The 23,158-nt window shown below is 59.3% G+C and carries 21 protein-coding genes; 6 read left to right on the top strand and 15 right to left on the bottom strand.

Going from position 1 to position 23,158, the window contains the following annotated elements:
• Positions 1 to 331: 331 nt before the first annotated feature.
• From ACZYSM_RS07260 to ACZYSM_RS07300, 9 genes are all read right to left on the bottom strand, one after another.
• Positions 332 to 478, bottom strand: coding sequence for a hypothetical protein (locus ACZYSM_RS07260; RefSeq protein WP_489070243.1), 147 nt, complete (start codon positions 476 to 478; stop codon positions 332 to 334).
• Positions 479 to 572: 94 nt separating this feature from the next.
• Entirely contained in the window at positions 573 to 815 is a 243-nt protein-coding gene (locus ACZYSM_RS07265) for a hypothetical protein (RefSeq protein WP_489070245.1), read from the bottom strand.
• 688 nt (positions 816 to 1,503) lie between these two features.
• Positions 1,504 to 2,829 carry an OprD family porin gene (locus tag ACZYSM_RS07270; RefSeq protein ID WP_489070247.1) on the bottom strand — a complete coding sequence of 442 codons (1,326 nt, stop codon included), beginning with the start codon at positions 2,827 to 2,829 and terminating at the stop codon, positions 1,504 to 1,506.
• A gap of 128 nt (positions 2,830 to 2,957) precedes the next feature.
• Positions 2,958 to 4,139, bottom strand: coding sequence for an acyl-CoA dehydrogenase (locus ACZYSM_RS07275; RefSeq protein WP_489070249.1), 1,182 nt, complete (start codon positions 4,137 to 4,139; stop codon positions 2,958 to 2,960).
• Positions 4,140 to 4,174: 35 nt separating this feature from the next.
• Complete coding sequence (locus ACZYSM_RS07280; protein ID WP_489070251.1) at positions 4,175 to 5,380, bottom strand: 3-oxoadipyl-CoA thiolase; 1,206 nt, start codon at positions 5,378 to 5,380, stop codon at positions 4,175 to 4,177.
• Positions 5,381 to 5,414: 34 nt separating this feature from the next.
• A complete protein-coding gene (locus ACZYSM_RS07285) occupies positions 5,415 to 6,947 on the bottom strand; it encodes a 3-hydroxyacyl-CoA dehydrogenase (RefSeq protein ID WP_489070253.1) in 1,533 nt (510 codons plus the stop codon).
• The gene (locus tag ACZYSM_RS07290; protein WP_489070255.1) at positions 6,944 to 7,738 is read right to left on the bottom strand and encodes an enoyl-CoA hydratase; all 795 of its coding nucleotides are present in this window, start codon (positions 7,736 to 7,738) and stop codon (positions 6,944 to 6,946) included. The genes ACZYSM_RS07285 and ACZYSM_RS07290 overlap by 4 nt, the downstream gene beginning before the upstream one ends.
• Before the next feature lie 76 nt (positions 7,739 to 7,814).
• On the bottom strand, positions 7,815 to 9,002 hold the full coding sequence (locus ACZYSM_RS07295; RefSeq protein WP_489070257.1) for a CaiB/BaiF CoA transferase family protein: 1,188 nt from the start codon (positions 9,000 to 9,002) through the stop codon (positions 7,815 to 7,817).
• A 32-nt stretch (positions 9,003 to 9,034) separates the two neighbouring features.
• A complete protein-coding gene (locus ACZYSM_RS07300; protein WP_489070259.1) occupies positions 9,035 to 10,756 on the bottom strand; it encodes an acyl-CoA dehydrogenase family protein in 1,722 nt (573 codons plus the stop codon).
• 113 nt (positions 10,757 to 10,869) lie between these two features.
• On the opposite strand from ACZYSM_RS07300, the gene ACZYSM_RS07305 reads away from it, so the two are divergent.
• From ACZYSM_RS07305 to ACZYSM_RS07315, 3 genes are all read left to right on the top strand, one after another.
• Positions 10,870 to 11,769, top strand: coding sequence for a LysR family transcriptional regulator (locus ACZYSM_RS07305; RefSeq protein WP_489070261.1), 900 nt, complete (start codon positions 10,870 to 10,872; stop codon positions 11,767 to 11,769).
• 184 nt (positions 11,770 to 11,953) lie between these two features.
• Positions 11,954 to 13,402 carry an MFS transporter gene (locus ACZYSM_RS07310; RefSeq protein WP_489070263.1) on the top strand — a complete coding sequence of 483 codons (1,449 nt, stop codon included), beginning with the start codon at positions 11,954 to 11,956 and terminating at the stop codon, positions 13,400 to 13,402.
• 89 nt (positions 13,403 to 13,491) lie between these two features.
• On the top strand, positions 13,492 to 14,253 hold the full coding sequence (locus ACZYSM_RS07315) for an amidohydrolase (protein WP_489070265.1): 762 nt from the start codon (positions 13,492 to 13,494) through the stop codon (positions 14,251 to 14,253).
• 185 nt (positions 14,254 to 14,438) lie between these two features.
• Here the strand turns inward: ACZYSM_RS07315 and ACZYSM_RS07320 are convergent, their stop codons facing one another.
• The 3 genes from ACZYSM_RS07320 to deoC all read right to left on the bottom strand — a co-directional run bounded on the left by ACZYSM_RS07320 (position 14,439) and on the right by deoC (position 16,476).
• Positions 14,439 to 15,131, bottom strand: coding sequence for an RES family NAD+ phosphorylase (locus ACZYSM_RS07320; RefSeq protein WP_489070267.1), 693 nt, complete (start codon positions 15,129 to 15,131; stop codon positions 14,439 to 14,441).
• Positions 15,125 to 15,529, bottom strand: coding sequence for an antitoxin Xre-like helix-turn-helix domain-containing protein (locus tag ACZYSM_RS07325; protein ID WP_489070269.1), 405 nt, complete (start codon positions 15,527 to 15,529; stop codon positions 15,125 to 15,127). Before ACZYSM_RS07325 ends, ACZYSM_RS07320 begins: the two co-directional genes overlap by 7 nt.
• Before the next feature lie 263 nt (positions 15,530 to 15,792).
• The gene (deoC, locus tag ACZYSM_RS07330; RefSeq protein ID WP_489070271.1) at positions 15,793 to 16,476 is read right to left on the bottom strand and encodes a deoxyribose-phosphate aldolase; all 684 of its coding nucleotides are present in this window, start codon (positions 16,474 to 16,476) and stop codon (positions 15,793 to 15,795) included.
• A gap of 121 nt (positions 16,477 to 16,597) precedes the next feature.
• Between deoC and deoR the strand changes: the two genes are divergently transcribed.
• Positions 16,598 to 17,368 (top strand): DNA-binding transcriptional repressor DeoR, encoded by a 771-nt coding sequence (deoR, locus tag ACZYSM_RS07335; RefSeq protein ID WP_489070273.1) that lies wholly within the window; start codon positions 16,598 to 16,600, stop codon positions 17,366 to 17,368.
• Here the strand turns inward: deoR and ACZYSM_RS07340 are convergent.
• The 3 genes from ACZYSM_RS07340 to rbsK are packed head-to-tail and all read right to left on the bottom strand — an operon-like array spanning position 17,361 to position 20,740.
• Positions 17,361 to 18,431, bottom strand: coding sequence for an aldose 1-epimerase family protein (locus tag ACZYSM_RS07340; protein ID WP_489070275.1), 1,071 nt, complete (start codon positions 18,429 to 18,431; stop codon positions 17,361 to 17,363). The genes deoR and ACZYSM_RS07340 overlap by 8 nt on opposite strands.
• Complete coding sequence (fucP, locus tag ACZYSM_RS07345; RefSeq protein WP_489070277.1) at positions 18,428 to 19,759, bottom strand: L-fucose:H+ symporter permease; 1,332 nt, start codon at positions 19,757 to 19,759, stop codon at positions 18,428 to 18,430. Before fucP ends, ACZYSM_RS07340 begins: the two co-directional genes overlap by 4 nt.
• 48 nt (positions 19,760 to 19,807) lie before the next feature.
• Positions 19,808 to 20,740 (bottom strand): ribokinase, encoded by a 933-nt coding sequence (gene rbsK / locus ACZYSM_RS07350; RefSeq protein WP_489070279.1) that lies wholly within the window; start codon positions 20,738 to 20,740, stop codon positions 19,808 to 19,810.
• 361 nt (positions 20,741 to 21,101) lie between these two features.
• On the opposite strand from rbsK, the gene ACZYSM_RS07355 reads away from it, so the two are divergent.
• Positions 21,102 to 21,911, top strand: coding sequence for a response regulator transcription factor (locus tag ACZYSM_RS07355; protein WP_489070281.1), 810 nt, complete (start codon positions 21,102 to 21,104; stop codon positions 21,909 to 21,911).
• Between the two features lie 104 nt (positions 21,912 to 22,015).
• Positions 22,016 to 23,131 (top strand): ABC transporter ATP-binding protein, encoded by a 1,116-nt coding sequence (locus ACZYSM_RS07360; RefSeq protein ID WP_489070283.1) that lies wholly within the window; start codon positions 22,016 to 22,018, stop codon positions 23,129 to 23,131.
• Positions 23,132 to 23,158 lie beyond the last annotated feature (27 nt).

Raw genomic sequence — 23,158 nt, forward strand, 5'->3', positions numbered from 1 at the left:
CTTTCGGTCATAGAACGTGAGTGCTGTATCTGCTTATTTTGCGATTGGAGCAAGAGGAAAGCGGACGGTAGGGAAACGGACAGGACCTATGCGCAGCTATAGAGCAATACGTGATTTAACATAATATACATTATGCGAACCTTCGTATTGGGGCGTCAGGGTCAGTGGAGGTCAGATTTGAAGCCTGACGCGACTTATCGCACACGCCTGAGCGATATCCTTCATCTGTTGGCAGATATCCACCCAGGCATGAACGAACCCTCGTTCATCTGATCCTGATCGTTAACGCTCAAATTTGAACGCTAACGTTCAGGCTTGAGCTATCCCTAGCTCACCAGATGAGCCACGGCTCCTGATCGGGATCCGGCAACAGCTCCAGCGGCAGCATTCCATAACACACGATGAATATGTCTTGGCAGCCCAGTTCGCGATGCCAGTCCACCACGTCATCAATCAGCTCGTCCAGGATCCCGATCAAAATGTCATCGGAACCTTTCGCGGCACTTTTCTCGTATCGATAACGCGCCGTGGTGAAAACGTCGCGATATTGCTCGATCCAACGCTCACGACGATCAAGCCGATTTCAAATACTCATGTGCAGCCTCGATCTCTTCGTCGTCCAGTTTGTAGGTTTCATTGGCTTGGTCAAGCTTGCCATTGGGCTTCGATACGAAGCTTTTCAGTAGGATTTCCATGCCAATTGCAACATTAATCTGCGCAATGTCCAGCATGTCATGGCCATGTCTAAGATGTTTTGCAGCCTTCAAATAACGGTAAGCGCTCTCGACCATCCATGGCGTTAGATGCTGCTGCATTAGGCTTACTCCAAATTGAAATTTTCAACCAGAGCTTAACTCGAACAGATCCAGAGCATTTAACGGTAGTATGAACAATCCCCTTCAGCTACGCTCTCCATTATAATAGGAAAGAATAACTAAACTAAATGACTGTTTAGTTGAGTTATATTAAATCTGCGATCTAACTTCGATTGCCATACAGCCCCCCTGCCCGCTTATTTCATTGCCCTGCCCTAACATTTGAATGTTTGAATGTTTGAATGTTGAAGAATTGCGGCGCACACGCTCGTGTCCGAGTCATCATCAAAGATGATCGTCCGGAAACGCTAGAACGATCTGATGAGCATCTTCGCCATGGGCTGTAACCCCGGTCCAAATAAGGCAGCGCGACATCTGGCCGGAAATGTCACGCCGCACATGCTCTCCTACACCAAAGGATTTATGCAGATCTCGCAAGCGCCGGCGCGCAGCGCGCGATCCTATCTCGGCCATTAGGCCTGTGCTGCCCAGCCGCCATGTGGCCTTCGCCGACGCGAGTCCACGCCCGGCCGTTTTTTTGCCGCTGTGTGTGCGTCCACCTGGAATACTCGTCAGAAAGAGAACACGAAGCCCCCAGTTACTCATCAAGGTTACAGCCCTATCAAAGCCTGGCGCTTCGTATAGAACCTACGGCCTGCCCCCCTTCACGGGGTGGCAGGCCAGAAAGTCAGAACAGTGCCAGGGTGTAGCTGACGATCACACGGTTCTGGTCTTGGTGGGGATCGATCTGCGAGCGCAGTGCTGCATGCCGCCAACCCAAGCCTACGTTTTTCAACAGGCCACTCTGGATAACGTAGTCCAGCGCCAGGTCGCGCTCCCATTCCTCCTTTTCATCCCCCGGGATGGTTTTGATGCCATCGCCCTTGAGGTAGATCATCGACGCACGCAGGCCCGGCACGCCCAACGCGGCGAAGTCATAGGCGTACTGACCGAACCAGGTGCGTTCGCCGGCACGGTTGAAACTGGTGAGCATGCGGTCGGTAAACAGATAGAGACTGCTGCCAACGGCACCCTTGCCCGGCAAGGTGCCCTGATTGAGTTGAACAAAGTTGCTGTCGTCGGAAATGCTTTGGTAACCACCCGTCAACGCATGACCACCGAGGGTATAGGTGAACATCGCGCTCCAGGTGCGGTTGTCGATCTCGCCGGAACCATGGCGGGTATAGCCACCGACTCGGTAACCGTCGGCACGTCCGCTGGCGCTGCCGTTAGCGCCACTGGAGTCGGTGTCGAAATAGCGCAGGTCGGTCTTGATCGACTGGCCTTCGCTCAGGGCGAGCGTATGTTGCAAACCGAAGAACTGCTGGGTGTAGTAGTTCTCGAGGTTGGCCGCATAGTACTGGACGAGCAGGTCCTTGGTGACTTTGTAATCGGCTCCGGCGAACACAAACTCATTGCTCTCGCGAGTCCCGCCAGTGACCGCGAGACCGGTACGGTCACTGGAACCGCGTCCAGTGGCATGTTCCAGGCGGCCGGCGGTGAGGGTCAGATTGTCGATGTCGTTGCTGGTGAGCTGCGCGCCTTCGAACGTCTGCGGCAGCAGACGACTGTCGTTTGACACCAGGATTGGCAGTTTGGGCATCAGCGTGCCCAAGCGTGCTTCGGTTTTGCCCAGGCGGGCCTTGGCGGTCAGGCCCAGACGGCTCCACTGATCGACCGCGCCAGTGCCATCGTCCGGAATCATCGAGCTGCCGCGATGATTGCCAGCACCACTGTTCAGTGTCACGCCCTGCAGAGCCAAGGCATCCACGCCGAAACCCAGCGTCCCGGCGGTGAAACCCGAGGTGTAATTGAGCATGAACCCTTGGGCCCATTCCTCGGTTTTGCTCTGTCCGGCAGGACCGGCCCGGTCGCGATAGTCGTTGTTGAAGTAGTAATTGCGCAATCCCAGCGTGGCCTTACCGTCGTTGATGAAGTCTGCGCGCGCGGCCTGGCCGACAGAGCAGGTCAAGGCGCCCAGGACCAGGCATGTCAGGGTTGAAGGTTGGTTCATGGCAAAGGTTTCCCGTGGGCGCTTTCACGCCTTTTTTTATTGTAGGTTCAAGGGTGTTGTTGCAATGCGGCGGGTGGATGCCCGCTCACACTTTCAAACGCTGGCTGAAAAACCGTCTTGGGCGATGATTAGAAAAACGCCTGGATACCGGTCTGCGCACGACCGAGGATCAGCGCATGCACGTCGTGGGTCCCTTCGTAGGTGTTGACCACCTCCAGGTTGACCAGATGACGAGCCACGCCAAATTCATCGCTGATGCCGTTGCCGCCCAGCATGTCGCGAGCCAGACGAGCGATATCCAGCGACTTGCCGCAGCTGTTGCGCTTCATGATCGAGGTGATTTCTACCGCCGCCGTGCCTTCGTCTTTCATCCGCCCCAGGCGCAGGCAGCCTTGCAGGGCCAGAGTGATCTCGGTTTGCATATCCGCCAGCTTCTTCTGGATCAACTGGCTGGCAGCCAGCGGACGACCGAACTGGTTGCGGTCCAGCACGTACTGACGAGCGGTGTGCCAGCAGTCTTCCGCAGCACCCAGCGCGCCCCAGGCGATGCCGTAGCGCGCCGAGTTCAGGCAAGTGAACGGGCCGCGCAGGCCACGTACGTCCGGGAAGGCGTTCTCTTCTGGGCAGAACACGTTATCCATGACGATTTCACCGGTAATCGACGCACGCAGACCGACCTTACCGTGGATAACCGGGGCACTCAGGCCCTGCCAGCCCTTCTCCAGGACGAAGCCACGAATCTGGCCTTCATCGTCCTTGGCCCACACCACGAACACGTCGGCGATCGGGCTGTTGGTGATCCACATTTTGCTGCCGGTCAGGCGGTAGCCACCGTCGACTTTCTTCGCCCTGGCGATCATCGAGCCCGGGTCGGAACCATGGTTCGGCTCGGTCAGGCCGAAGCAGCCGATGTATTCGCCACTGGCCAACTTTGGCAGGTATTTCTGCTTGGTGGCTTCGTTGCCGAATTCGTTGATCGGCACCATTACCAAGGAGGACTGCACGCTCATCATCGAGCGATAACCAGAGTCGACACGCTCGACTTCGCGAGCGATCAGGCCATAGCACACATAGTTGAGACCGCTGCCGCCGTAAGCTTCGGGAATGGTGGCGCCGAGCAGGCCGGTTTCACCCATCTCGCGGAAGATCGCCGGATCGGTCTGCTCGTGACGGAAGGCCTCCAGCACCCGTGGCGCCAGCTTGTCGGCGGCGAATTGCTGGGCGCTGTCGCGCACCATGCGCTCTTCTACCGTGAGTTGCTGATCCAGCAGCAACGGGTCGATCCAGTTGAAGCTTGCCTTGTTGGCCATGGGTATTTCTCCGAATTCGTGAGGGTGGTGTTTTGTTAGTCGAGGCGTTCGATAACGCAGGCAATGCCCTGGCCCAGGCCAATGCACAGGCTGATCAGGGCGTAGCGACCGTTGCTGCGTTCCAGCTGACGCACTGCGCTGTAGGCCAGGCGGGCACCGGAGGCACCGAGCGGGTGACCGACGGCAATGGCGCCACCGTTGGGGTTCAGGCGCGGATCATCGAAAGCCAGACCGAGCTGTTTGGCACAGCCCAACACTTGCGAGGCAAACGCCTCATTGATTTCGATTAGGTCCATGTCGGCCAGACTCAGGCCTGCGCGTTGCAAGGCATTGGTGCAGGCCGGCACCGGGCCAAGGCCCATCAGGCGCGGCTCGACACCGGCCACGGCGCCAGCCAGGATCCGCGCGCGAGGCTTGAGGCCGTACTTCTCACCGATAGCGCCTGAGCCGATCAGCAACGCGGCAGCGCCATCGTTGATCCCCGAGGCGTTGCCAGCCGTGACAACGCCGTCTTCAAACAGTGGGCGCAGGCGCGACAGCGCTTCGAAGTTGCTTTCCGGACGCGGATGCTCGTCGCACTCGACTATCTTCGGCGGCTGCTTACGTCCCTGCGGCACCTCGATCGGCAAGATTTCACCGGCATAGAAACCGTCCTGCACCGCCGCTTCGAACAGCGCCTGACTGCGGGCGGCATAGGTGTCGGCGTCTTCGCGGCTGATACCCAGCTCACGGGCGACGTTATCGGCCGTCTCCGGCATCGAATCGGCGCCGAATTCAGACTCAACTTTTGGGTTGGGGAAGCGTGCGCCGATGCTGCTGTCGAAGACACGGAAGTCGCGGGAGTAGGCGGTTTCCGCCTTGGCGACCACGAACGGCGCGCGGCTCATGCTCTCGGCACCGCCGGCAATAAACAGCTCGCCTTCTCCGACCCGCACGGCGCGGGCAGCATCCAGCACAGCGGCCAGGCCGGAGCCGCACAGGCGGTTGACGGTCAAACCGCCAACGGACGTTGGCAGGCCTGCCAGCAGGGCAACGTGACGGGCCAGGTTGCGCGCGTCCTCGCCGGCCTGGCTGGTGCAGCCGGTGATCAGGTCTTCATAGTCCTGCGCGGCAAACGGGTTACGCGCCACCAAGGCACGTACCACGCTGGCCAGCAGGTCATCCGGGCGCACGCTGGCCAAGGAGCCGGCGTGGCGGCCGAAGGGGGAACGCAGGCCATCGTAGATATAGGCATCAAGCATGGTAAAGCTCTCGATAAATAAGGGTTGAATCGACTCAGGCCGGCATTAGGTTTTCTGGCTGGCACAGGGAAATCCCCAGCCGCACCCGTCTGCGTAGCCAGCCGCTAGGGCGGTAACGTGGGTCGCCGGTGAGTGCATGCATACGTTCCAGAATGTGCAGCAGGCGAGCAGCGCCCAACTGGTCGCCCCACTCCAGCGGCCCCTGCGGATAACCAAGGCCCAGCCGCACCGCCATATCGATATCGGCGACCGAGGCGATGCCTTGCTGAGCGATATCGCAGGCCAGGTTGACGATCGACGCCAGGGTGCGCTGAACGATGAAACCGCAACTGTCACGGATCATCACAACCGTGCCGCCATCCGCGCTGAACAGCGCATGGGCTGCGCTCTGCATGTCCGCCCGGGTCGCCGGGTTGAGCATCAGGCAACGCAGGCTGCCGGGCTCCAGCAAGGTATCGATCGCCACCGTGCGCGCGGGGTCTACGCCGTGTCGCAGGGCCGATTCGGTGGCGTCGTCACCCAGGGTTGCCAGCAGGCACAAGGCCTCGGCGGAGGGTCGCGGGCCGCTCTCGACCTCGGCACCCAACTGTTCAAGCAAAGCCAACAGGCGCGTCCTGCCGATTTCATCATCGCCAGCCACCCAGACGGGAGGCAGCTGTGGACACTGCGGCACGGGCTGAACCAGCCGCGGCGCACCGCCCCTGCCCTCGTAACAATAAAAACCCTGGCCACTTTTACGCCCAAGGTGCCCACCCGCTTGCATCAATCGCAGCAGCGGATGGGGCCGGTAACGGGGCTCTTCATAAAACTGTCGATACACCGACTCCATCACCGGCAGGCTGACATCCAGGCCAATCAGGTCCAACAACTCGAACGGCCCCATACGAAAGCCAGCACCGTCGCGCAGTGCTGCGTCAATCAGCGCTGCCGGTGCTACGCCCTCACTGAGAATGCGCAATGCCTCGGTGCCGAAGGCCCGGCCTGCGTGGTTGACAATAAACCCCGGGGAGTCCTTGGAGCTGGCCGGGTAATGACCGATACGCCGGACCAGCGACTGCAGTTGCTCGATGACTTCAGACCGGGTGGCGATACCGCCGATCACTTCGACAAGGCGCATCAGCGGTACCGGGTTGAAGAAATGCAGTCCGGCCACACGCCCAGGGTGACTGCATACTGAAGCGATCGCGGTGATCGACAGTGACGAGGTATTGCTCGCCAGCACGGTCGTTTCATCGAGTGACTCATCCAGTTGCCGGAACAGACGCTGTTTGGCCTCGAGATCCTCGACGATCGCCTCGATCACCAATTGACAGTCACCCAAGGCTTCCAGGCTATCGACCACCTGCAAATGCGCCAGCGCCTCAGTGGCCGCTTGCGGGGTGATCCGTGCCTTCTCTTGCAACCGGGCGAAGGTCGCCGCCAGTTGTTCTCGAGCCGTGCTCGCAGCACCTGAGCGAGCATCAAACAGTGAGACGTTCAACCCGGCCAGGGCCATGACCTGGGCGATGCCCTGCCCCATGGCGCCAGTGCCGACCAGACCGATGCGTTGCAGTGGTTGCGGGTTCATTGACCGAGGTACTCCGGTTTACGTTTTTGCAGAAAGGCTTGCATGCCCTCTTTTTGATCGCTGGAACCAAACAGCAACTGGAAGGCCTTGCGCTCCAGGGTCAGCGCCTGCTCCAGCGGCAAATCCATGCCTGCGAGCACCACCTCCTTGATCTGCGCCACGGCGATCGGCGGCATATCGGCGATGGTGATGGCCATCGCCAGGGCCGACGACAGAGTCTCGGCGTCCGCCACCACCTCGCTGACCAGACCCATGCGCAGCGCTTCTTCGGCCGTTACCTGGCAGCCCGTGAACAACATGCGCAGCGCCTGGAACTTGCCGACGGCACGCAGCAAGCGCTGAGTCCCACCCGCCCCCGGCATGACCCCGACCTTGACTTCCGGTTGAGCGAAACGCGCTGACGTGCCGGCAATGATCAGGTCGCAATGCATCGCCAGCTCGCATCCACCGCCCAGGGCGAAGCCGTTGACCGCTGCGATGACCGGTTTGCGACAAGCAGAAATGGCTTGCCAATGACGCTCGGCATGCCGTGCATACAGTTCCAGTGCCGTGGCGTCGACCATCTCGCCAAGGTCCGCGCCCGCTGCAAATACCGTATCGCTACCCGTGAGAATGATGACTCGGGTAACAGGGCACTCATCGAGACGCCGAAAATGTCCGGCCAGCTCCTCGCGCAACGCCATGTTCAGAGCATTGCGCGCCTTGGGACGATTGAGCCGCAGCAGCGCCACGCCCGGCGCGGGCTGCTCCAGCAGAACCAAGGGTTCAGGACAAACGGGCTCGTGGCTCATGGGCTCTCCTGCTAAGGGTGTAAGGGGTAGATCTAATGCCAGCCCAATGCGCAGCTGGCGTTATCCGGGTGCGGCGTTAACCGCGAACGATGCCGGCCGCATAGAGCTGGTCGATCACCTGCGCCTCCAGACCCAGGCCTTCGAGTACTGCACGGGTGTTTTCCCCCAAGGCTGGGGGCGCACTGCGGTAGGTGGCCGGGGTGCGCGAAAGCTTCACCGGGGAACCGATACCCCGGTAGTCGCCGATATCCACCAATAGGCCGCGGTGCTGGGTATGCGGATGGGCGACCACGGTGTCGATCGTCGCGATTGCCCCGCAAGGCACCCCGACCTGGATCAGCTGCTGCGCCAGAACAGCCCCGTCATGACTGGCCATGTGCGTCTCCAGCGCCTGCTTCAGCGCATCGCGGTTGACCAAGCGCACGCCGTTGTTAACAAAGCGCGGATCCTCTGAAATTTCGCCGGCGCCCAGTTGCTCGCACAATTTGGCGAACTGGCGATCGTTGCCCACCGCCAGGAAAATCGGCTCGGTGCCTGTGCAATAACTGTCATAGGGCGCAATATTGGGATGGGCATTGCCGGAGCGCTGCGGGGTCTTGCCGGAAGCCAGATAGTTAGGAATATGAGGATGCAGCAACGACACACCGCAGTCGTACAGAGTGATATCCAGGGACTGCCCCAGGCCACTGCGATGGCGTTCATTGAGTGCCAGGAGAATCCCTGCCATGGCATTCAGGCCAGTCACCATATCGACGATAGGCAGACCAATGCGCAGCGGGCCGCCGTCGGCTTCGCCATTGACGCTCATCAGCCCGGCCATCGCCTGGATCACGGCGTCGTAACCCGGCAGGCCACCCAACGGGCCATCGCCACCGAAGCCTGAGACTGCGCAGTGGATCAGCCCTGGAAAACGCTGGCTCAGGACCTCGGCGTAATCGATGCCCCAGCGCTTCAGGGTACCGGGCTTGAAGTTCTCGATCAGTACGTCGGCACCCTCCAACAGGCACATCAGCAGTTCAATGCCTTCGGGCCGGGACAGGTCCACGGCGATACCCTGCTTGTTGCGGTTGACGCCGCGAAAATAGGAAGCGTCCGCGCCTTCGAAGGGTGGCCCCCAACCGCGCGTCTCATCGCCGCTCAAGGGTTCCAGCTTGATCACCTCGGCGCCATGGTCCGCCAGTGCCTGGGAACAGTAAGGCCCGCCCAGCACTCGGCTGAGGTCGATCACTTTCAGGCCCTCAAGGGCCCCTTTTGAATGATTCATAAGTACACTCTGCTCAATAGGGTGAGGGCCGTTCAGACCGGCAACAGCTGCATGGCTTCGGCTTGCGACAGCGGGCGTTCGTTGGCCAGGCGCGACAGCAGTTCGGCGTCGATCGCAGGCTCCGGGCTCAGCGGGTCGCGGGGCAAAAGCTTGTGCTGGAGCAGCAGATGAGCCAAGGCCAGGCGCCGGGCATCATCCGGCTGGCGGCTGGCTTCCCAGGCCATGAAAATCGCCGTGGCGATGTGGTAGAGCGCACTACCGGCCTGGCGCACCTGTTCATCGCGGCGCTCATGGGCCACCTCGGCAAGCCGCGCCACCGTCCGTTGCAGCAGGGTCTCGAACAAGCGCTGGCTCTCAGCCGGCAAGGCGGCCTCGGCCAGAACGCGGGCCAGGTGCTGCTGCAACGGTTCGAGGGCCGACTCCCGGGTCACGGCGCGGCCGATATCCAACGCTACGATGTTGCTGGTGCCTTCCCAGATCGAACCCAGGTGGGCATCGCGCACCAGTCGGGCATCGCTCCATTCTTCGATGTAGCCGATCCCGCCACGCACTTCCATGGCGTCGCCGGTTACCCGTCGCGCGTCGCGGCAGGCACGGAACTTGATGAGCGGGGTCAGGATGCGCACGCATTTGCGCGCCGCCTCGTCGCCCGCATCGGCCTTGGGCAGCAGCGTGGCAATTTGCATGAACATCGAGCGCGCCTGCTCGGCGGGCAGCATCATTTTCAGCAACTGGCGCTGCATCAACGGCATGTCGATCAAGTGCTTGCCAAAGGCCCGACGATGACGAGCGATGTACAGCGCTTCGTTAACGCCCCGGCGCATCAACCCGGCCGCTCGCACGCCATTGGACAAGCGCGACATATTGACCATGTCGGCCATTTGCTGGAACCCGCGACCGACTTCGCCAATCAGGTAAGCGGTGGCACCTTCAAGGGTGATTTCGCCACTGGCCATCGAGCGAGTGCCGAGTTTGTCTTTCAAGCGCTGAATCCGGTAGGCGTTACGAGAACCATCCGGGCGCAGCTTGGGCAACAGGAACAGGCTCACGCCCGACATGCCTTCCGGCGCATCTTCCGGACGCGCCAGGACCATCGCCAGGTCCGCGTCGGGATTGGAGCAGAACCACTTTTCGCCAAACAGCTGCCACTCGCCGTCCGTCAGCCGGGCCCGGGTTTGGGTGCGTGAGACATCGGAGCCAGCGGCTTGCTCAGTCATGAACATGGCGCCCTGGAACAGCGTGTCAAAATCCTGCGAGACCAGGGACGGCAAGTACCGCGCCACCAGCTCAGGGGAGCCGAACTTGCGCAAGGTGCGGGTCAGGGAGTCGGTCATGCTCACCGGGCAGCACAGGCCGAATTCGGCCTGCACGAACAGATAGGTCAAAGCGTACTTGCTCAGCGGCAGCGTGCCGTCGTCACGGTGGCTCATCGCAGCCAGACCGAGTTCGGAATAGGCCACCCTCTCCAGCTCGACGAAATCCGGGTGTTTCTGAACGCTCTGAATGTCTTCACCACGACGGGTACGTGGCAACAGTTTCGGCGGGTTCTTGTCAGCCGACAGTGCCAGCACATCCAGCTCGCCACCGGCTCTGGCGCCGAGTTTCTGCCAGGTCGGCAGCCATTGGGCATAGACGTCGGACGGCAGATAAACCTTGAGCAAAGCGGCCAGACCGGCATCGCAATCGAACAGGTTCAGACCCCGGCTATCGGGGATATTCAGTGGGTCGTGGTCGAGTTCTGACAGGGCATTCATGGTGGCTCTCCTGATTCTTGTGAGCCAAGAGTAGGGTCGCCATCGATAACTATCTAATACAAAGTAAATCAACTACGATAAGAAAAAATTATCGTAGAGCGAGGCAGATCATCATGGATCTCAAGCAACTTCGTTACTTTGTCGCCGTCGCCGAAGAGCTGCACTTTGGACGAGCGGCCGCGCGATTATTCATCTCCCAACCTGCCCTGAGCTTCGACATCAAGAAGCTCGAAAGCCAACTGGACATCCAGTTGCTCAACCGCAACAACAAATCGGTAAGCTTGACCAACGCCGGCCAGGTGCTGCTCGATGAGGCGCGTTACCTGCTGCTGCGGGCCGAGCAAGCAAGGCGCCTGACCTTGCGTTCAGCCCAGGGTTTCGCCGGGCGTCTGAGTGTCGGCTTCGTCAACTCCATCCTGCATCGCGGCCTGCCGCAGGCAGTCAAAACCTTCGAGGCGGATCACCCCGATACCGAGATCGTGCTGATGGAGATGAATAGTGCCGAGCAGGCCCAGGCATTGCAGCGTGGCCAGATCGATATCGGTTTCGTTCACTGGAGCAAATTTCCCGACAGCATCTGCTGCGAGCCTGTGCTCAGCGAGCCATTCCTCTGCTGCCTGCCCTCCTCTCATCGGCTGGCGGATCAATCGCGAATCGACCTGGCGGCCCTCGCGGACGACGACTTCATCCTGTTTCCGCGCAATGTCTCGCCGCACTATCACGACCGGATCATCGCGCGCTGCGTGGCGGCTGGTTTCAGTCCGCGGATCCGCCATGAGACTCGGCTCTGGCAAACGGTGGTGGCCATGGTGGCTCACGACATGGGTGTAGCCCTGGTGCCCCAGACCCTGGCCATGACCTGGAAAGAAGGCGTGCATTATTGCGAAATCAACGGCAGCGGCGCGCTTTCCGAGATCCATGCCATTCGTCTTGCCGTCTTGCCGTCCGCCGCCGCGCAAAGCTTCCTGGAATTGTTCAAAGCCTTGCAGCCGCCGAGCAATCCAGGGGTTTAAGCCGGTTCGACCATACGAAATCACGTATCAAACAATAAATTTTAATCATTATTTTTTTTAATTCTGCCTGTATAGGCTCCAAGCGATCGGACCTTGCTAGAACTTAGCGCGCTGATGCGTTTAACGAGCCTCTACAACAGTTTTCGAGAGCTCATATACCAATAATAACAAGCAGGAATTGAATATGAATGCCGCCCAGGAAGTTGCCGCCCATAAGAGAGCCCGCAAGGCGGGAGTGGCCTCGTTCATCGGAACGACAATCGAGTGGTATGACTTCTATGCCTACGGCACTGCCGCCGCCCTGGTCTTCGGTAAGGTGTTCTTTCCTTCCGACCTCAATCCTGGCACAGCCACCTTGCTGTCCTTCCTCACGCTGTGGGCCGGGTTCCTCGCGCGACCAGTAGGCGGAATCATCTTCGGGCACTTGGGCGACAAAATTGGCCGCAAGACCACCCTCATTATCACGCTGGTCATGATGGGGGTGGCTACCACCTGCATCGGCCTGCTGCCTACTTACTATCAGATCGGCATCTGGGCTCCGATTGCCCTGGTGTTCCTGCGCATCATCCAGGGGATCGCCGTGGGTGGCGAATGGGGCGGCGCTGTTCTCATCGCCAGCGAAAACGCGCCCAAGGGCAAGGGCATTATGTATGCCGCCTTCGCCCAACAGGGCTCCCCCGCCGGTAACCTGCTGGCGACCCTCGTGTTCTTCGGGCTGAGTGCCCTTCCGGTATCGGACTTCATGCTCTGGGGCTGGCGCATTCCGTTCCTGCTGTCGGCTGCGCTGGTGATCGTCGGCATGGTGATTCGCCTCAAGCTTGAAGAGTCGGATGACATGAAGCGCCTTATCAAGCAGAAGAAGACCGTCAAGCTGCCGATTATGGAAGTGCTGCGTAACCATTGGCAGATTGTGCTTCTCGGTGCCGGTGTATTGCCGATCATCCATGTCACTTACTTCAAAAGTACCTTTGCCCTGTCCTGGGCCACCAAGGAGTTGGGTTACTCACAAAGTACCTTCCTCAGCATCATCATTGCTTCCCTGATCGTTCAGTTCATTGTCCAGCCCTTCGGCGCACTGCTGGTCTCCAAGATCGACATGCGCAAGGCCGTCGCCCTGATGATAATTCCGGAGCTGATCCTCATGCCGGCGATGTTCTTCGCCGTGGAAACCAAGATCTACTGGATCGCGGTGCTCGGCATGTGCCTGGCCACCATTCCGCACTCTATGTTTTACGGCGCCGTCGGCGGCATCCTGGCACGCGCCTTCCCGACCAAGGTGCGCTACAGCGGCTTATCGATCTCCTACCAGCTCACTTCATTGCTAGTAGGCGGTGCGACACCGGTATTGGCACAAGGCATTCTCAACTCGACCGGCAGCATCATCGGCGTGGCGATAGCCTCAGCGTCCTATGCCCTGGTTTCTCTAGTGTGCATGCTCCTGCTGCTTAAGCGTATCGGCCACACGGCATCGGATCTCTCTACAGCAGAACAGGCGGATGCCGATGAGCTCGCTCGCGATAACAGCGGCCAGTTCCACACGAATGAGACCGACAGGAGCCCGAGTTCAGCCGCCCCCCTGGCCCCTGAACCGACAGTTCGCGCAGCGCTTGCGCAGAGCCAAAGTCCACATTGACTGACGCCGAGGGGGAAAAACCCATCCCCTGCTCATGAACTGAATGCCTCTGTTGCAGCCCCCTGCAACAGAGGCATAGGAGATTTTAAATGCACCCAAAATATACCGTTGCGCTGCTTGCCACACTGGCGGTCAACGCATACGCCGGCGAAGACCACCCCAAGGCAGAAGCTCAGGTGGTTTATATAAACGGAAACGTATTGACGGTCGACAAGCACAATACTGCGTCTCAAGCCGTCGCGGTTCGAGACGGCAAAATCCTCGCGGTGGGAAAATCCAAGACCCTCGCTGGATACATCGGGGCCAATACCAAGGTGGTGGACCTGAAGGGGAAGACCATGATCCCCGGCATCTATGATGCCCACAGCCATTTCGCCAGTGCCAAAATCACCGGGACATTCGTGGCCGACCTGAACAGTCCGCCCATCGGTACTGTTCGCAACATAGACGACCTCATCGCGGCACTGAAGGTCCAGCAGGCCAAGGTCGGCCCACAGGAGTGGATCAGCGGTGCGGGGTACGACGACACCCTGCTTGCCGAAAAACGCCATCCCACACGCGCCGATCTCGACAAGGTGTCCACCACCCAGCCGATTTACATCACCCATGTATCCGGTCATCTCACGGTCGCCAACAGTGCAGCACTGGCACTGGCCGGCATTACGGCCAGCACCCCCAACCCGCCTGGCGGGGTCATCCGCAAGGATGCCAATGGAGAACCCAATGGCGTACTTGAAGAGATGGTGGTCCTGTCGGACAACATCGTGAAAGTCGATCCGATGGCCATCAAGGACATCAAGGTGCTCGAAACGATTGTAGAAGGCAAATCCGTCTACCAGGCGCCCAACTGATCAAGGTGTGAGGCCAACGGGTTGCAAGGCGACACCTGGCAACCCGTCTTTTTTGGCTGCGATCATCAGTGCCGCAGTCGCCAAACCGCCATCACGTATTGCGGTGGTCAACTAATACCGGACACCTCGATAGGTGATTTCGAAGCCATCGCCCGTTCATAAACGGTCGGTGGCAGATATCCCAGTCAGGCTTCACTGATTTTATTGACGCTGGTGATCTGACCGTTCCAGATCATCTCGTAATGAGCTGTTTGAATAATTGATGAGACGGGTCTTGGGGTCATCAACGCCCAGCAATAGCTGCCATGCGTACGCACGGAGTTGTAACGAAGACCGAGGTTCCCTGCCCCCTTGATGGCCCTCCCCAAGCGCTGGGAATGCGTGTAATCGTCGGGATCGTAGACAGGATCAACCATTGGGATGGATGTGGCATCCTTCATCCCTATGTCCGCGAATGTGCAGGACAGCCCCCGGAAAACAAATCGCTCGTAATTCAGATTATGGACTTTCGACCAGTACAGATTCTGGTGATGCTGCACCTCTGCCAGTGCTGTTTCCATCGTACCAGCCACGTACAGCACACCATACCTACCATCGCTGAATCGCGAGCCAGCAGGGTTGACATGGGTAAAAGGTGCTGTCGCGTAAGAGCATCCAGGAATACCGAAGGGAATCTCCCCTAGCGGTATCAACTCAAGGTGCCCTACCTCATTTTGCAGCCTTGGATTAGTAAGAGCTTGTATCTGATACAGATCCTCAAACTCGTCCGCGTCCGCAACGTCATCAAACAACGCAATAGGCGGAAACTTTGAATTTACCAGTCGGTAGGCCTGCAACTGCTCGCCGGCCAGATCTGCCAGCTGGCTCACCATCACCATTGCGCGCCTCGTAGCACGTCGATCCGCCGAAACGTCTCGTACAGAGAAATCATATCCCCCTGAGACATAATATCGAGCGGGGTGCGCCCGTTGAAAAACTCGTTTTCGTTCGCCATCGCCGGGAAACCATAGACGTTTTCCGGGTTATCAAAAACGAGGCGCAGTGCGGCGTGGATATTGAGAACAAAACTGATGCGCTGCATCTGGTCTGAATCCAGTCCCACGGACCAGTCGGGATCGCGTTGCTTGGCGCGTGTGTACGTGCTGCGAGAAATGCGCAGGATACGGCAGGCCTGATCGCTGGACGCACCCCATTTTTCGAGTATGCCTACAGCTGCTCGCAGACCAGTAACACACTGTCTCTTGGAAAATCCTTTTGCTTGGAGGGCTACTGTCATGTCCAATACCTCATAATGCATCCACAGACACAACTATAGATAAATAGAGTCTACAGAGCAAGACTGCCTCAACCAGTGGTGATCGTGCGGATCGAACCTGTCTGCCCCCTTAGTTTCGTCGGTGATTCCTTCAGTTCCATTTTGCAATCTCACAAAAGGCCTGAATCCGAACATCGCCGCACTAGAGGGTCGACTGGTAATGCTTGGCTTCCTCGGTGGCGATCACATCGGCAAATTGTGTTGCGGATGGACTGATCAGCCCCTCAGTACCCTTCGTCCGGCGCTTGGGCGCCGCTGATAATGGCGATGCCTGAGCTGGTGCCCAGTCGCGTTGCACCAGCCTCGATCATCGCCAGTGCGGTCGGGTAATCGCGCACGCCACCCGATGCCTTGACCCCAAGATCCGCGCCCACGGTATGGCGCATCAACGCGACGTCTTCCACGGTTGCGCCGCTGCGGCTGAAGCCGGTGGACGTCTTGACGAATGCGACGTTCAGCTCGCGGCAAATCTCGCAGGCCTTTACTTTTTCCGCGTCGGTGAGCAGGCAGGTTTCCAGAATGACTTTAAGTGGCACGCTGCCGCAGGCCTGTTTAACCAGAGCAATATCGTCCTGAACCTGGTCGAACAAACCGTCCTTCAGCCAGCCGATGTTCAACACCATGTCGATTTCCCCCGCGCCGGCAACAATCGCCCGCTCGGCTTCGAAGGCCTTGGTGTCACTCAGTCCGGCACCCAACGGAAAGCCGACCACGGCGCAGACCTTGACGCTGTGCCCTTCAAGGCACTGCGCCGCATGGGGCACCTGTCCCGAATTCACGCACACCGAATAGAAGCCATGCTCATGGGCCTCGCGGCACAGGGTCGCGATTTGCTCGCGGGAAGCATCGGGCGCCAGCAAAGTATGATCGATGTACTGCGCCAGTGCCTTGGGTTCGAGATGTGCCATCGTAAATGCTCCTGTTTGTATATTCATATGCCCCTGCGCCACAATCGAGGATCATTTGCGCAAAATCGTTATAATTACAACAATTAATGTTACTTAAATAACACCAACAATCAACCCCGGAATGCCTGTGGACAGTAAAAAAGCTGAGCGCCTCAAGCTTATTCAACAAGCCCTGCAAGACCAGAGCGCCATTCATCTGCGGGAGATGGCGGCGTTGCTGGACGTGTCGGAGATGACCCTGCGCCGCGACCTGAGCACGTACACCGACCAGCTACGCCTGCTCGGCGGCTACATCACCAAAATCCACGATGGCAACGAACCCAGCGACTACCGCGTGGCCGAACAGGACACCCGGCATGTCGAAGAGAAACGTCGCATCGGCAAACTTGCCGCACGTTTTATTCAGCCCGGCGACACCGTGTTCTTCGACTGCGGCACCACCACGCCTTTCGTGGTGGACTTCATTCCCGACGATCTGGAGTTCACCGCTGTGTGCAACTCCCTGAACATGCTGCTCAAACTGTCGCAAAAGCCCAACTGCAACATCGTGGTGTGCGGCGGGACCTTCCACCGCAAGAACCAGGTGTTCGAGAACCAGGCCGAAACCGGCATCCTCGATGGCGTGCGCCTGACTTGGGCCTTTGTCTCCGCCGCCGGCGTCAGCCAGGACTTCGGTGTGACCTGCTTCAACTTCAATGAAGTGGAGGTCAAGCAGAAGGTCCTACGCCAGGCACAACAGCGGCTGCTGCTGGCCGACCACAGCAAGTTCGATACGGTGCGCACCGCGCATTTCGCGGCCCTCGAGGATTTTCAGTACGTGGTCAGCGACAAGAAAATCCCCAAGGCCTACCGCGATGCTATTGCCGCCAGCGGCGCGCAATTGATCATCTGATCAGTGCTTGTTCCCGAGGTTGCCGTTCAGCGGCATTCAGGTAACCGGTGGTGACGCTGAAGGCCGCCGTTTCCCCCGCAGCCAGCGAGCGCACATGGCCCTTGGCGGACTCGGCCCGATAGCCTTCCGGCTCACAGGTGGCGGGCAGCACGAACGCCGCCACTTGCTGATCGGCGTTGTGCAGAATCCAGCGGACAGCATGCTCGAATTGCTCCGGGCGGTAGCGGGTGTAAAACGTCGCACCGTCGAGATGACTCAGCAGAAAATGCGCATGGCCGCTTGAGTCCGCCTGCACGCCGTCGAAGAAAAACACGATTTCCGGATCGTAGAGATCTGGCCGGTCCAGGCACTGAAACTGTTCCGGCTCCAGCGCCAAATGATCCACGTAGCGGCTCCAGGCCGGCGTCGGTTTCACATGGGCGGGCACACTGCTGCGCAAACGCACACGCTCGAAACCCAAAGGCTCGATAAACCGACCGCCATCGATGTAGGCGTAATTCATGTGGGCCATGTACATCAGGTCCATGGGTTTACCCGCCAGGTTGGTCACGTTCATGGCGATATCGAACAACCCCGAATCGGCACGCAAGGTGACGCTCGGGCTCGCCAGATAACGATCACCAAAACCCTGCACGTATTCGTACTCGCCGCCCAGTCTCAGGAAGTGTCCGGCGTTGTCTTCACCGACCTCCAGCCAAGCGCGATCCATCGCCGCGCAGGGCATCTCGCCGTGCAATGGATGATCATCCTCAGGCGTAGGACAACCGTTGCGCAGCAGGCCGCTGTGAAACATGAAACAGCCGTAGGTACCGATCACTGTCGGGCTGGGTTTGGGCTGGCTGAACAGATTGCTCATGGTCAGGTCGCAACCGTCAAAAACGGCCGACCAAATCATCTGCCCTTGATAAGGCAGCACCACCAGACTTCCCCGACTATTCGCCAATTCCAGGGCCAGCACGCCACTGGGATAGACCCAGGCGCGGACCTTGAAAGCCTCGGACTCCAGTAACGTTTTGCGCGCCTCGCCAAACAGCGGTGGATAGAGATTGATGCGCGTGCTCATGAAGTCACCGCCACACCCACCGGTGCCTGTTCGCTGGCGGAATGACGCAGACAGCGCAGTGCATAAGCCACAATCACGATGAAACACACCAATGGCACGCTGTAGGCCAGTTGCATGTTGCCGCCGCTGTAGTCCGACAACAGACCCTGGAAGATCGGAATCACCCCGCCACCGACAATGCTCATCACCAGCAGCGAACCACCGACACCGGTGTCTTCACCCAGACCGTCGATAGTCAGGCCATAAATGGTCGGCCAGCACGGACCGAGGAACACACTCACCCCCACCGCCGCATACACCGCCGTAATGTTCGGCACCAGAATGGTGTAGGCCAGCAACAGGATGCACAGCACGCCATACACCGCCAGCACCTTGGCCGGGTGCAGTTTGCGCATCAGCACGTTGGCGATCAGCTTGCCGACGAAGTACGCGGCGAATGTAGTCAGCAGGAACCATGAGGCGCTGCGCTCGTTCATCCCGCCCAACTGCATGGCCAGGCGAATGGTGAAACTCCACACACCGACTTGTGCGCCGACATACAGAAACTGCGCCAGCACGCCGAAGGTGAAACGCGGATTGCGCCACAGCCGGGACAGGCTTTCACCGAGGCTGGCGGTTTTCTTGCTGCTCGGCTGATTGCCCTTGCATGCCGGAAAACGGGTGATGGCGATCAGGATGAACATCAGCACCAACACCGCGATCATCCACTTGTAGGGCAGCAAGGTGGACTGGATCATTTGCAATTGCTGGATCGCCGCGTCCGAAGCACTCATTTGCGTGAGCTGCTCACGGGTGGCATCGGTGTCCTTGAACATCACAAAACTGCCGACATACACCCCGGCCATCGCGCCGAACGGATGGAAGGTCTGGGAGATGTTCAGCCGACGGGTGCCCGTTTCCCGCGGGCCCATGAGGGTCGAGTAGGTATTACAGGCAGTTTCGAGGAACGACAGCCCCGCCGCGATCACGAACAGCGCCAGCAGGAACATGCCGTACTTGGCGGTAGACGCCGACGGGAAGAACAGCAGGCAACCGAACATGTACAGCATCAGGCCAATCAGAATGGTGGTCTTGTAGCTGAAGCGCCGTACCACCAACGCGGCCGGAATTGCCACAAAGAAATACCCCAGATAAAACGCCGACTGCACGAACGCGGTCTGGAAATCGCTGAGCAGAAAGGCCTTCTTGAAATGCGCGATGAGCACGTCGTTCATACTCGCGGCCGCCGCCCACAGCGCGAAGATGCTGCACAGCAGGATGAAGGCGAACCAGGGCGTGCGGTTCAGGTAAAAACCATCAGGCGTCTGTTGGAGCGCAGGCTTAGTCATTATTGTTCTCCGGGGTGAGCTTCGGGATGGTGGAGCCGTTGAATCACCTCAGCGCCGGGCGTCGAGGCTGCGCTGGAATTCAGCGAATGCGTGGGCGTCCGGGTAGGACGTCTGGGTGCCCAGACCCGTGACCGAGCAGGCGGAATAGGCCACCGCCTGGGTCATGGCGGCGCGGATATCGCGATCGTGACTCCAGTGATGAATGAAGCAGCCGATGAAAGCGTCCCCGGCCCCGGAGGTATCGCGGGCGGCGACACACAGGCCGGGAATTTGAAACTCGCCCTCTTCGCCGACGTACAGCGCACCCTGCTGGCCGAGGGTCACGATCACATGACGAATGCCGCTGGCGACCAAGGTCTTGGCAGCTTCAAGTGCCGATTCCGGCGAGTCCACAGTCTGGCCACTGATCAGCGCCAGTTCGGATTCGTTGGGCACCAGGAAATCCAGTTGCGCCAGGTGTTCTCGGCTCAGACCCGCCAAGGCCGGCGCCGGGTTGAGCAGCACGGGAATGTTGTGTTCGCGGCCGAACTCGATGGCGCAGTAGACGGTTTCGACATTGATTTCGAGTTGCAGAACGATCAGCGAACACTCGCGCAAAGCTTGCGCGGCGGCGTCGATATCCGCCGGGGCGAGATAGCCGTTGGCGCCTTTGACGATGAGGATGCTGTTGTGGGAGTCGGCCCGCACGAAGATCGGCGCCACCCCGCTGGACACGCCAGGCACGCGCTGGACATAACGGGTGTCAATGCCGAACCGCTGGAAATTGGCCAGGGTGTTGTCGGCGAACATGTCATCGCCGACCTTGGTGAGCATCAGCACATCCGCCCCGAGCTTGGCTGCGGCTACCGCCTGATTGGCCCCCTTACCGCCACAACCCAGCGCAAACCCCGGAGCTTCTAGCGTCTCGCCCTGCGTCGGCATGCGGTCGATGTAGGTGATCAGATCCACCATGTTGCTGCCGATGACTGCGATCTTGCTCATTGATATCCCACCTTGTTACGGCTTGCCAGGCTAACGCTGGCGTTCTTATTTTGTTATTTATCTAACATTTAGTGTGACTATTCAACCTTTTTATTGAGATTGGCTATGGTAGGTATTAGCGGTGCCTGGGCAGCCGCGACCTTCCGCCTATTCGGGCATAGGGGATGGCAACTCGAGAGCTGCCCTGCTACTTGCGTACCTGGTCACTTCTGATACCAACCCTGTAGCACTCGGTAACACCCAGCCCTGTTGCGGCGCGTATTGACAACGACTTCACTTCCTCCACCCCGTCCCATAAGGCCGGCATCGCCATGGCGTACTTTGTGCATCTAAACGCAGTCCAATCTTGCTTGAAGTCGTCATGCGCCCCAAGGAACTTAAACTCTGGACCATCGGTGTCGCCCACCTGCTTGACCTGCCTCCCGGGCATGCGCGGTTAGCGGGCCTGAGCCACTGGTTGCGGCAAGTATGCCCGGTCGATCATTTCGTGCTTTTTGTCTATGAAGGCAACCATCGGCCGTTGGCGTTGTTCGACACGTTCTCTGCAGACAAGCGTGCGGTGTATGTCGATGACTATCAGTGCGGGCCCTACTTGCTTGATCCGTTCTACCTGGCCTGCACTCGCGGACAGGCTCCTGGGTTGTGGCGTTTGCGGCAGTTTGCGCCCGACCATTTTTACTTAGGCGAGTACTACCTGACCTATTACCAGCAAACGGGTCTGGCGGAAGAAGTGGCGTTTTTTGTCGACCTGGGTGGCGGAGCCATGGCGGTACTGTCACTGATGCGCTCCACCGCCAGTTGCGCGTTCAGCCGTGACGAGATGCAGTTGATCGAGTGCGCCCAGGCCGTGGTCGAACAGGTCATCAATGAAGCCTGGCGCCTGCGTCAGGCCCAGCAACCGCGGCCGGCGCAGGATCTGGATTTCAAGATCCGCGAAGCCTTCGATCAGTTCGGTGCGCATATCCTCACGGGGCGCGAGCAGGAGATTGTCCAGTTGCTGCTACGCGGCCACTCCAGCGCCTCGGTGGCCGAACAACTGAGCATCAGTCCCGGCACGGTGAAGATTCACCGCAAGAACATCTACGCCAAGCTCGGCATCGGCAGCCAGTCCGAATTGCTCGGGCTGTTTATTCGCGACCTGACCGGCCAGGAACTGGTCATCGAAGCCTGACACCTGAAAACGACTCTATCCCCCAAGGGATATATACAACGCAAAACCCTCATTGCTAGTTTGGCCCTCGACGCACTGATTCATCACTGCAAGGGAGCCGGACCGTGAACGATCACCAGCCAAGCGATATCGAATTCTGCAATGTGGTCAAACGCTATGGCGAGGTGTCGGCCGTCAATGGCCTGAACTTCGCGGTTCGTCGCGGCTCATTCCATTCCTTCCTCGGCGGTTCAGGCTGCGGCAAAACCACCACTCTGCGCATGATCGCCGGCTTTGAACAACCCACCAGCGGTGAAGTCCGCCTGGCCGGTAAAAGCGTTGCCGGAGTACCGGCATTTGAACGGCCGGTGAACATGGTGTTCCAGCATTACGCCCTCTTCCCGCACTTGACGGTGGCGCAGAACATCGCCTACGGCCTGCGTTATCGCACCCCGCGACCGGACAAAAAAAACCAACTGCGCATGGCTGACGAAGCGCTGGAAATGGTTCGCCTCAGCGGCTTCGGCCAGCGTAAACCGAGTGAACTCTCCGGCGGTCAACAGCAACGTGTAGCCCTGGCCAGGGCGCTGGTCAACAAGCCCACCGTGTTGCTGCTCGATGAGCCGCTGGCCGCTCTGGACCGCAAGCTGCGCAAGGAAATGCAATCCGAACTGTTGCGCCTGCAACGGGAGGTCGGCATCACCTTCGTGCTGGTCACCCACGACCAGGAAGAAGCCTTGTCGATGAGTGACAGCATCAGCGTGATGCACAACGGTTCGATCATCCAGACCGCCACGCCGGAACAACTGTATGAAGCCCCGGCCAGCCGTTACGTGGCCGACTTTATCGGCGAGTCCAATCTGTTCAACGGCACCGTTCGCCATCTGCACGGCAATTCGGTGGTACTCCGCACCGACCAAGGACTTGAGCTGACCAGCCCGCTGACACCCACCGGCAAGGCCCTGAGCGCAGACGCCGCCGGTTGCATCGCCGTGCGCCCGGAGCTGATCAGCATCGCCGGCGCAAACGCCGACATGGTCCGCGAAGTGAAGCTGCAAGGCTGCGTGGAAGACCGCATCTACCTGGGCAACTCCACCGAATACCGCGTGCGTACCCAGGCCTTTGGCGTGGTCTGCGTACGTGTACCGCGCCAGCAGGATCACGGCGCCAATGCATTCGAACACGGCGCCGCAGTGAGCGTCGGCTGGGATCACGCCAATGGCCTGGCCATGGCGTTGTAAATCATCGATTCGTTTCATCAACCGGAT

The organism is Pseudomonas sp. F220, from assembly GCF_057813935.1.

What these genes read in the sequence shown, in the direction of transcription:
- ACZYSM_RS07305 (WP_489070261.1), top strand. Translation starts at nt 10,870, where the DNA reads ATGGATCTCAAGCAACTTCGTTACTTTGTCGCCGTCGCCGAAGAGCTG.
- ACZYSM_RS07315 (WP_489070265.1), top strand. Translation starts at nt 13,492, where the DNA reads ATGCACCCAAAATATACCGTTGCGCTGCTTGCCACACTGGCGGTCAAC.
- ACZYSM_RS07285 (WP_489070253.1), bottom strand. Translation starts at nt 6,947, where the DNA reads ATGAACCCGCAACCACTGCAACGCATCGGTCTGGTCGGCACTGGCGCC.
- ACZYSM_RS07270 (WP_489070247.1), bottom strand. Translation starts at nt 2,829, where the DNA reads ATGAACCAACCTTCAACCCTGACATGCCTGGTCCTGGGCGCCTTGACC.
- deoR (WP_489070273.1), top strand. Translation starts at nt 16,598, where the DNA reads ATGCCTGTGGACAGTAAAAAAGCTGAGCGCCTCAAGCTTATTCAACAA.
- ACZYSM_RS07265 (WP_489070245.1), bottom strand. Translation starts at nt 815, where the DNA reads ATGCAGCAGCATCTAACGCCATGGATGGTCGAGAGCGCTTACCGTTAT.
- ACZYSM_RS07340 (WP_489070275.1), bottom strand. Translation starts at nt 18,431, where the DNA reads ATGAGCACGCGCATCAATCTCTATCCACCGCTGTTTGGCGAGGCGCGC.
- ACZYSM_RS07295 (WP_489070257.1), bottom strand. Translation starts at nt 9,002, where the DNA reads ATGAATCATTCAAAAGGGGCCCTTGAGGGCCTGAAAGTGATCGACCTC.
- ACZYSM_RS07300 (WP_489070259.1), bottom strand. Translation starts at nt 10,756, where the DNA reads ATGAATGCCCTGTCAGAACTCGACCACGACCCACTGAATATCCCCGAT.
- ACZYSM_RS07310 (WP_489070263.1), top strand. Translation starts at nt 11,954, where the DNA reads ATGAATGCCGCCCAGGAAGTTGCCGCCCATAAGAGAGCCCGCAAGGCG.
- ACZYSM_RS07275 (WP_489070249.1), bottom strand. Translation starts at nt 4,139, where the DNA reads ATGGCCAACAAGGCAAGCTTCAACTGGATCGACCCGTTGCTGCTGGAT.
- rbsK (WP_489070279.1), bottom strand. Translation starts at nt 20,740, where the DNA reads ATGAGCAAGATCGCAGTCATCGGCAGCAACATGGTGGATCTGATCACC.
- ACZYSM_RS07320 (WP_489070267.1), bottom strand. Translation starts at nt 15,131, where the DNA reads ATGGTGATGGTGAGCCAGCTGGCAGATCTGGCCGGCGAGCAGTTGCAG.
- ACZYSM_RS07290 (WP_489070255.1), bottom strand. Translation starts at nt 7,738, where the DNA reads ATGAGCCACGAGCCCGTTTGTCCTGAACCCTTGGTTCTGCTGGAGCAG.
- ACZYSM_RS07280 (WP_489070251.1), bottom strand. Translation starts at nt 5,380, where the DNA reads ATGCTTGATGCCTATATCTACGATGGCCTGCGTTCCCCCTTCGGCCGC.
- deoC (WP_489070271.1), bottom strand. Translation starts at nt 16,476, where the DNA reads ATGGCACATCTCGAACCCAAGGCACTGGCGCAGTACATCGATCATACT.
- ACZYSM_RS07355 (WP_489070281.1), top strand. Translation starts at nt 21,102, where the DNA reads ATGCGCCCCAAGGAACTTAAACTCTGGACCATCGGTGTCGCCCACCTG.
- ACZYSM_RS07325 (WP_489070269.1), bottom strand. Translation starts at nt 15,529, where the DNA reads ATGACAGTAGCCCTCCAAGCAAAAGGATTTTCCAAGAGACAGTGTGTT.
- fucP (WP_489070277.1), bottom strand. Translation starts at nt 19,759, where the DNA reads ATGACTAAGCCTGCGCTCCAACAGACGCCTGATGGTTTTTACCTGAAC.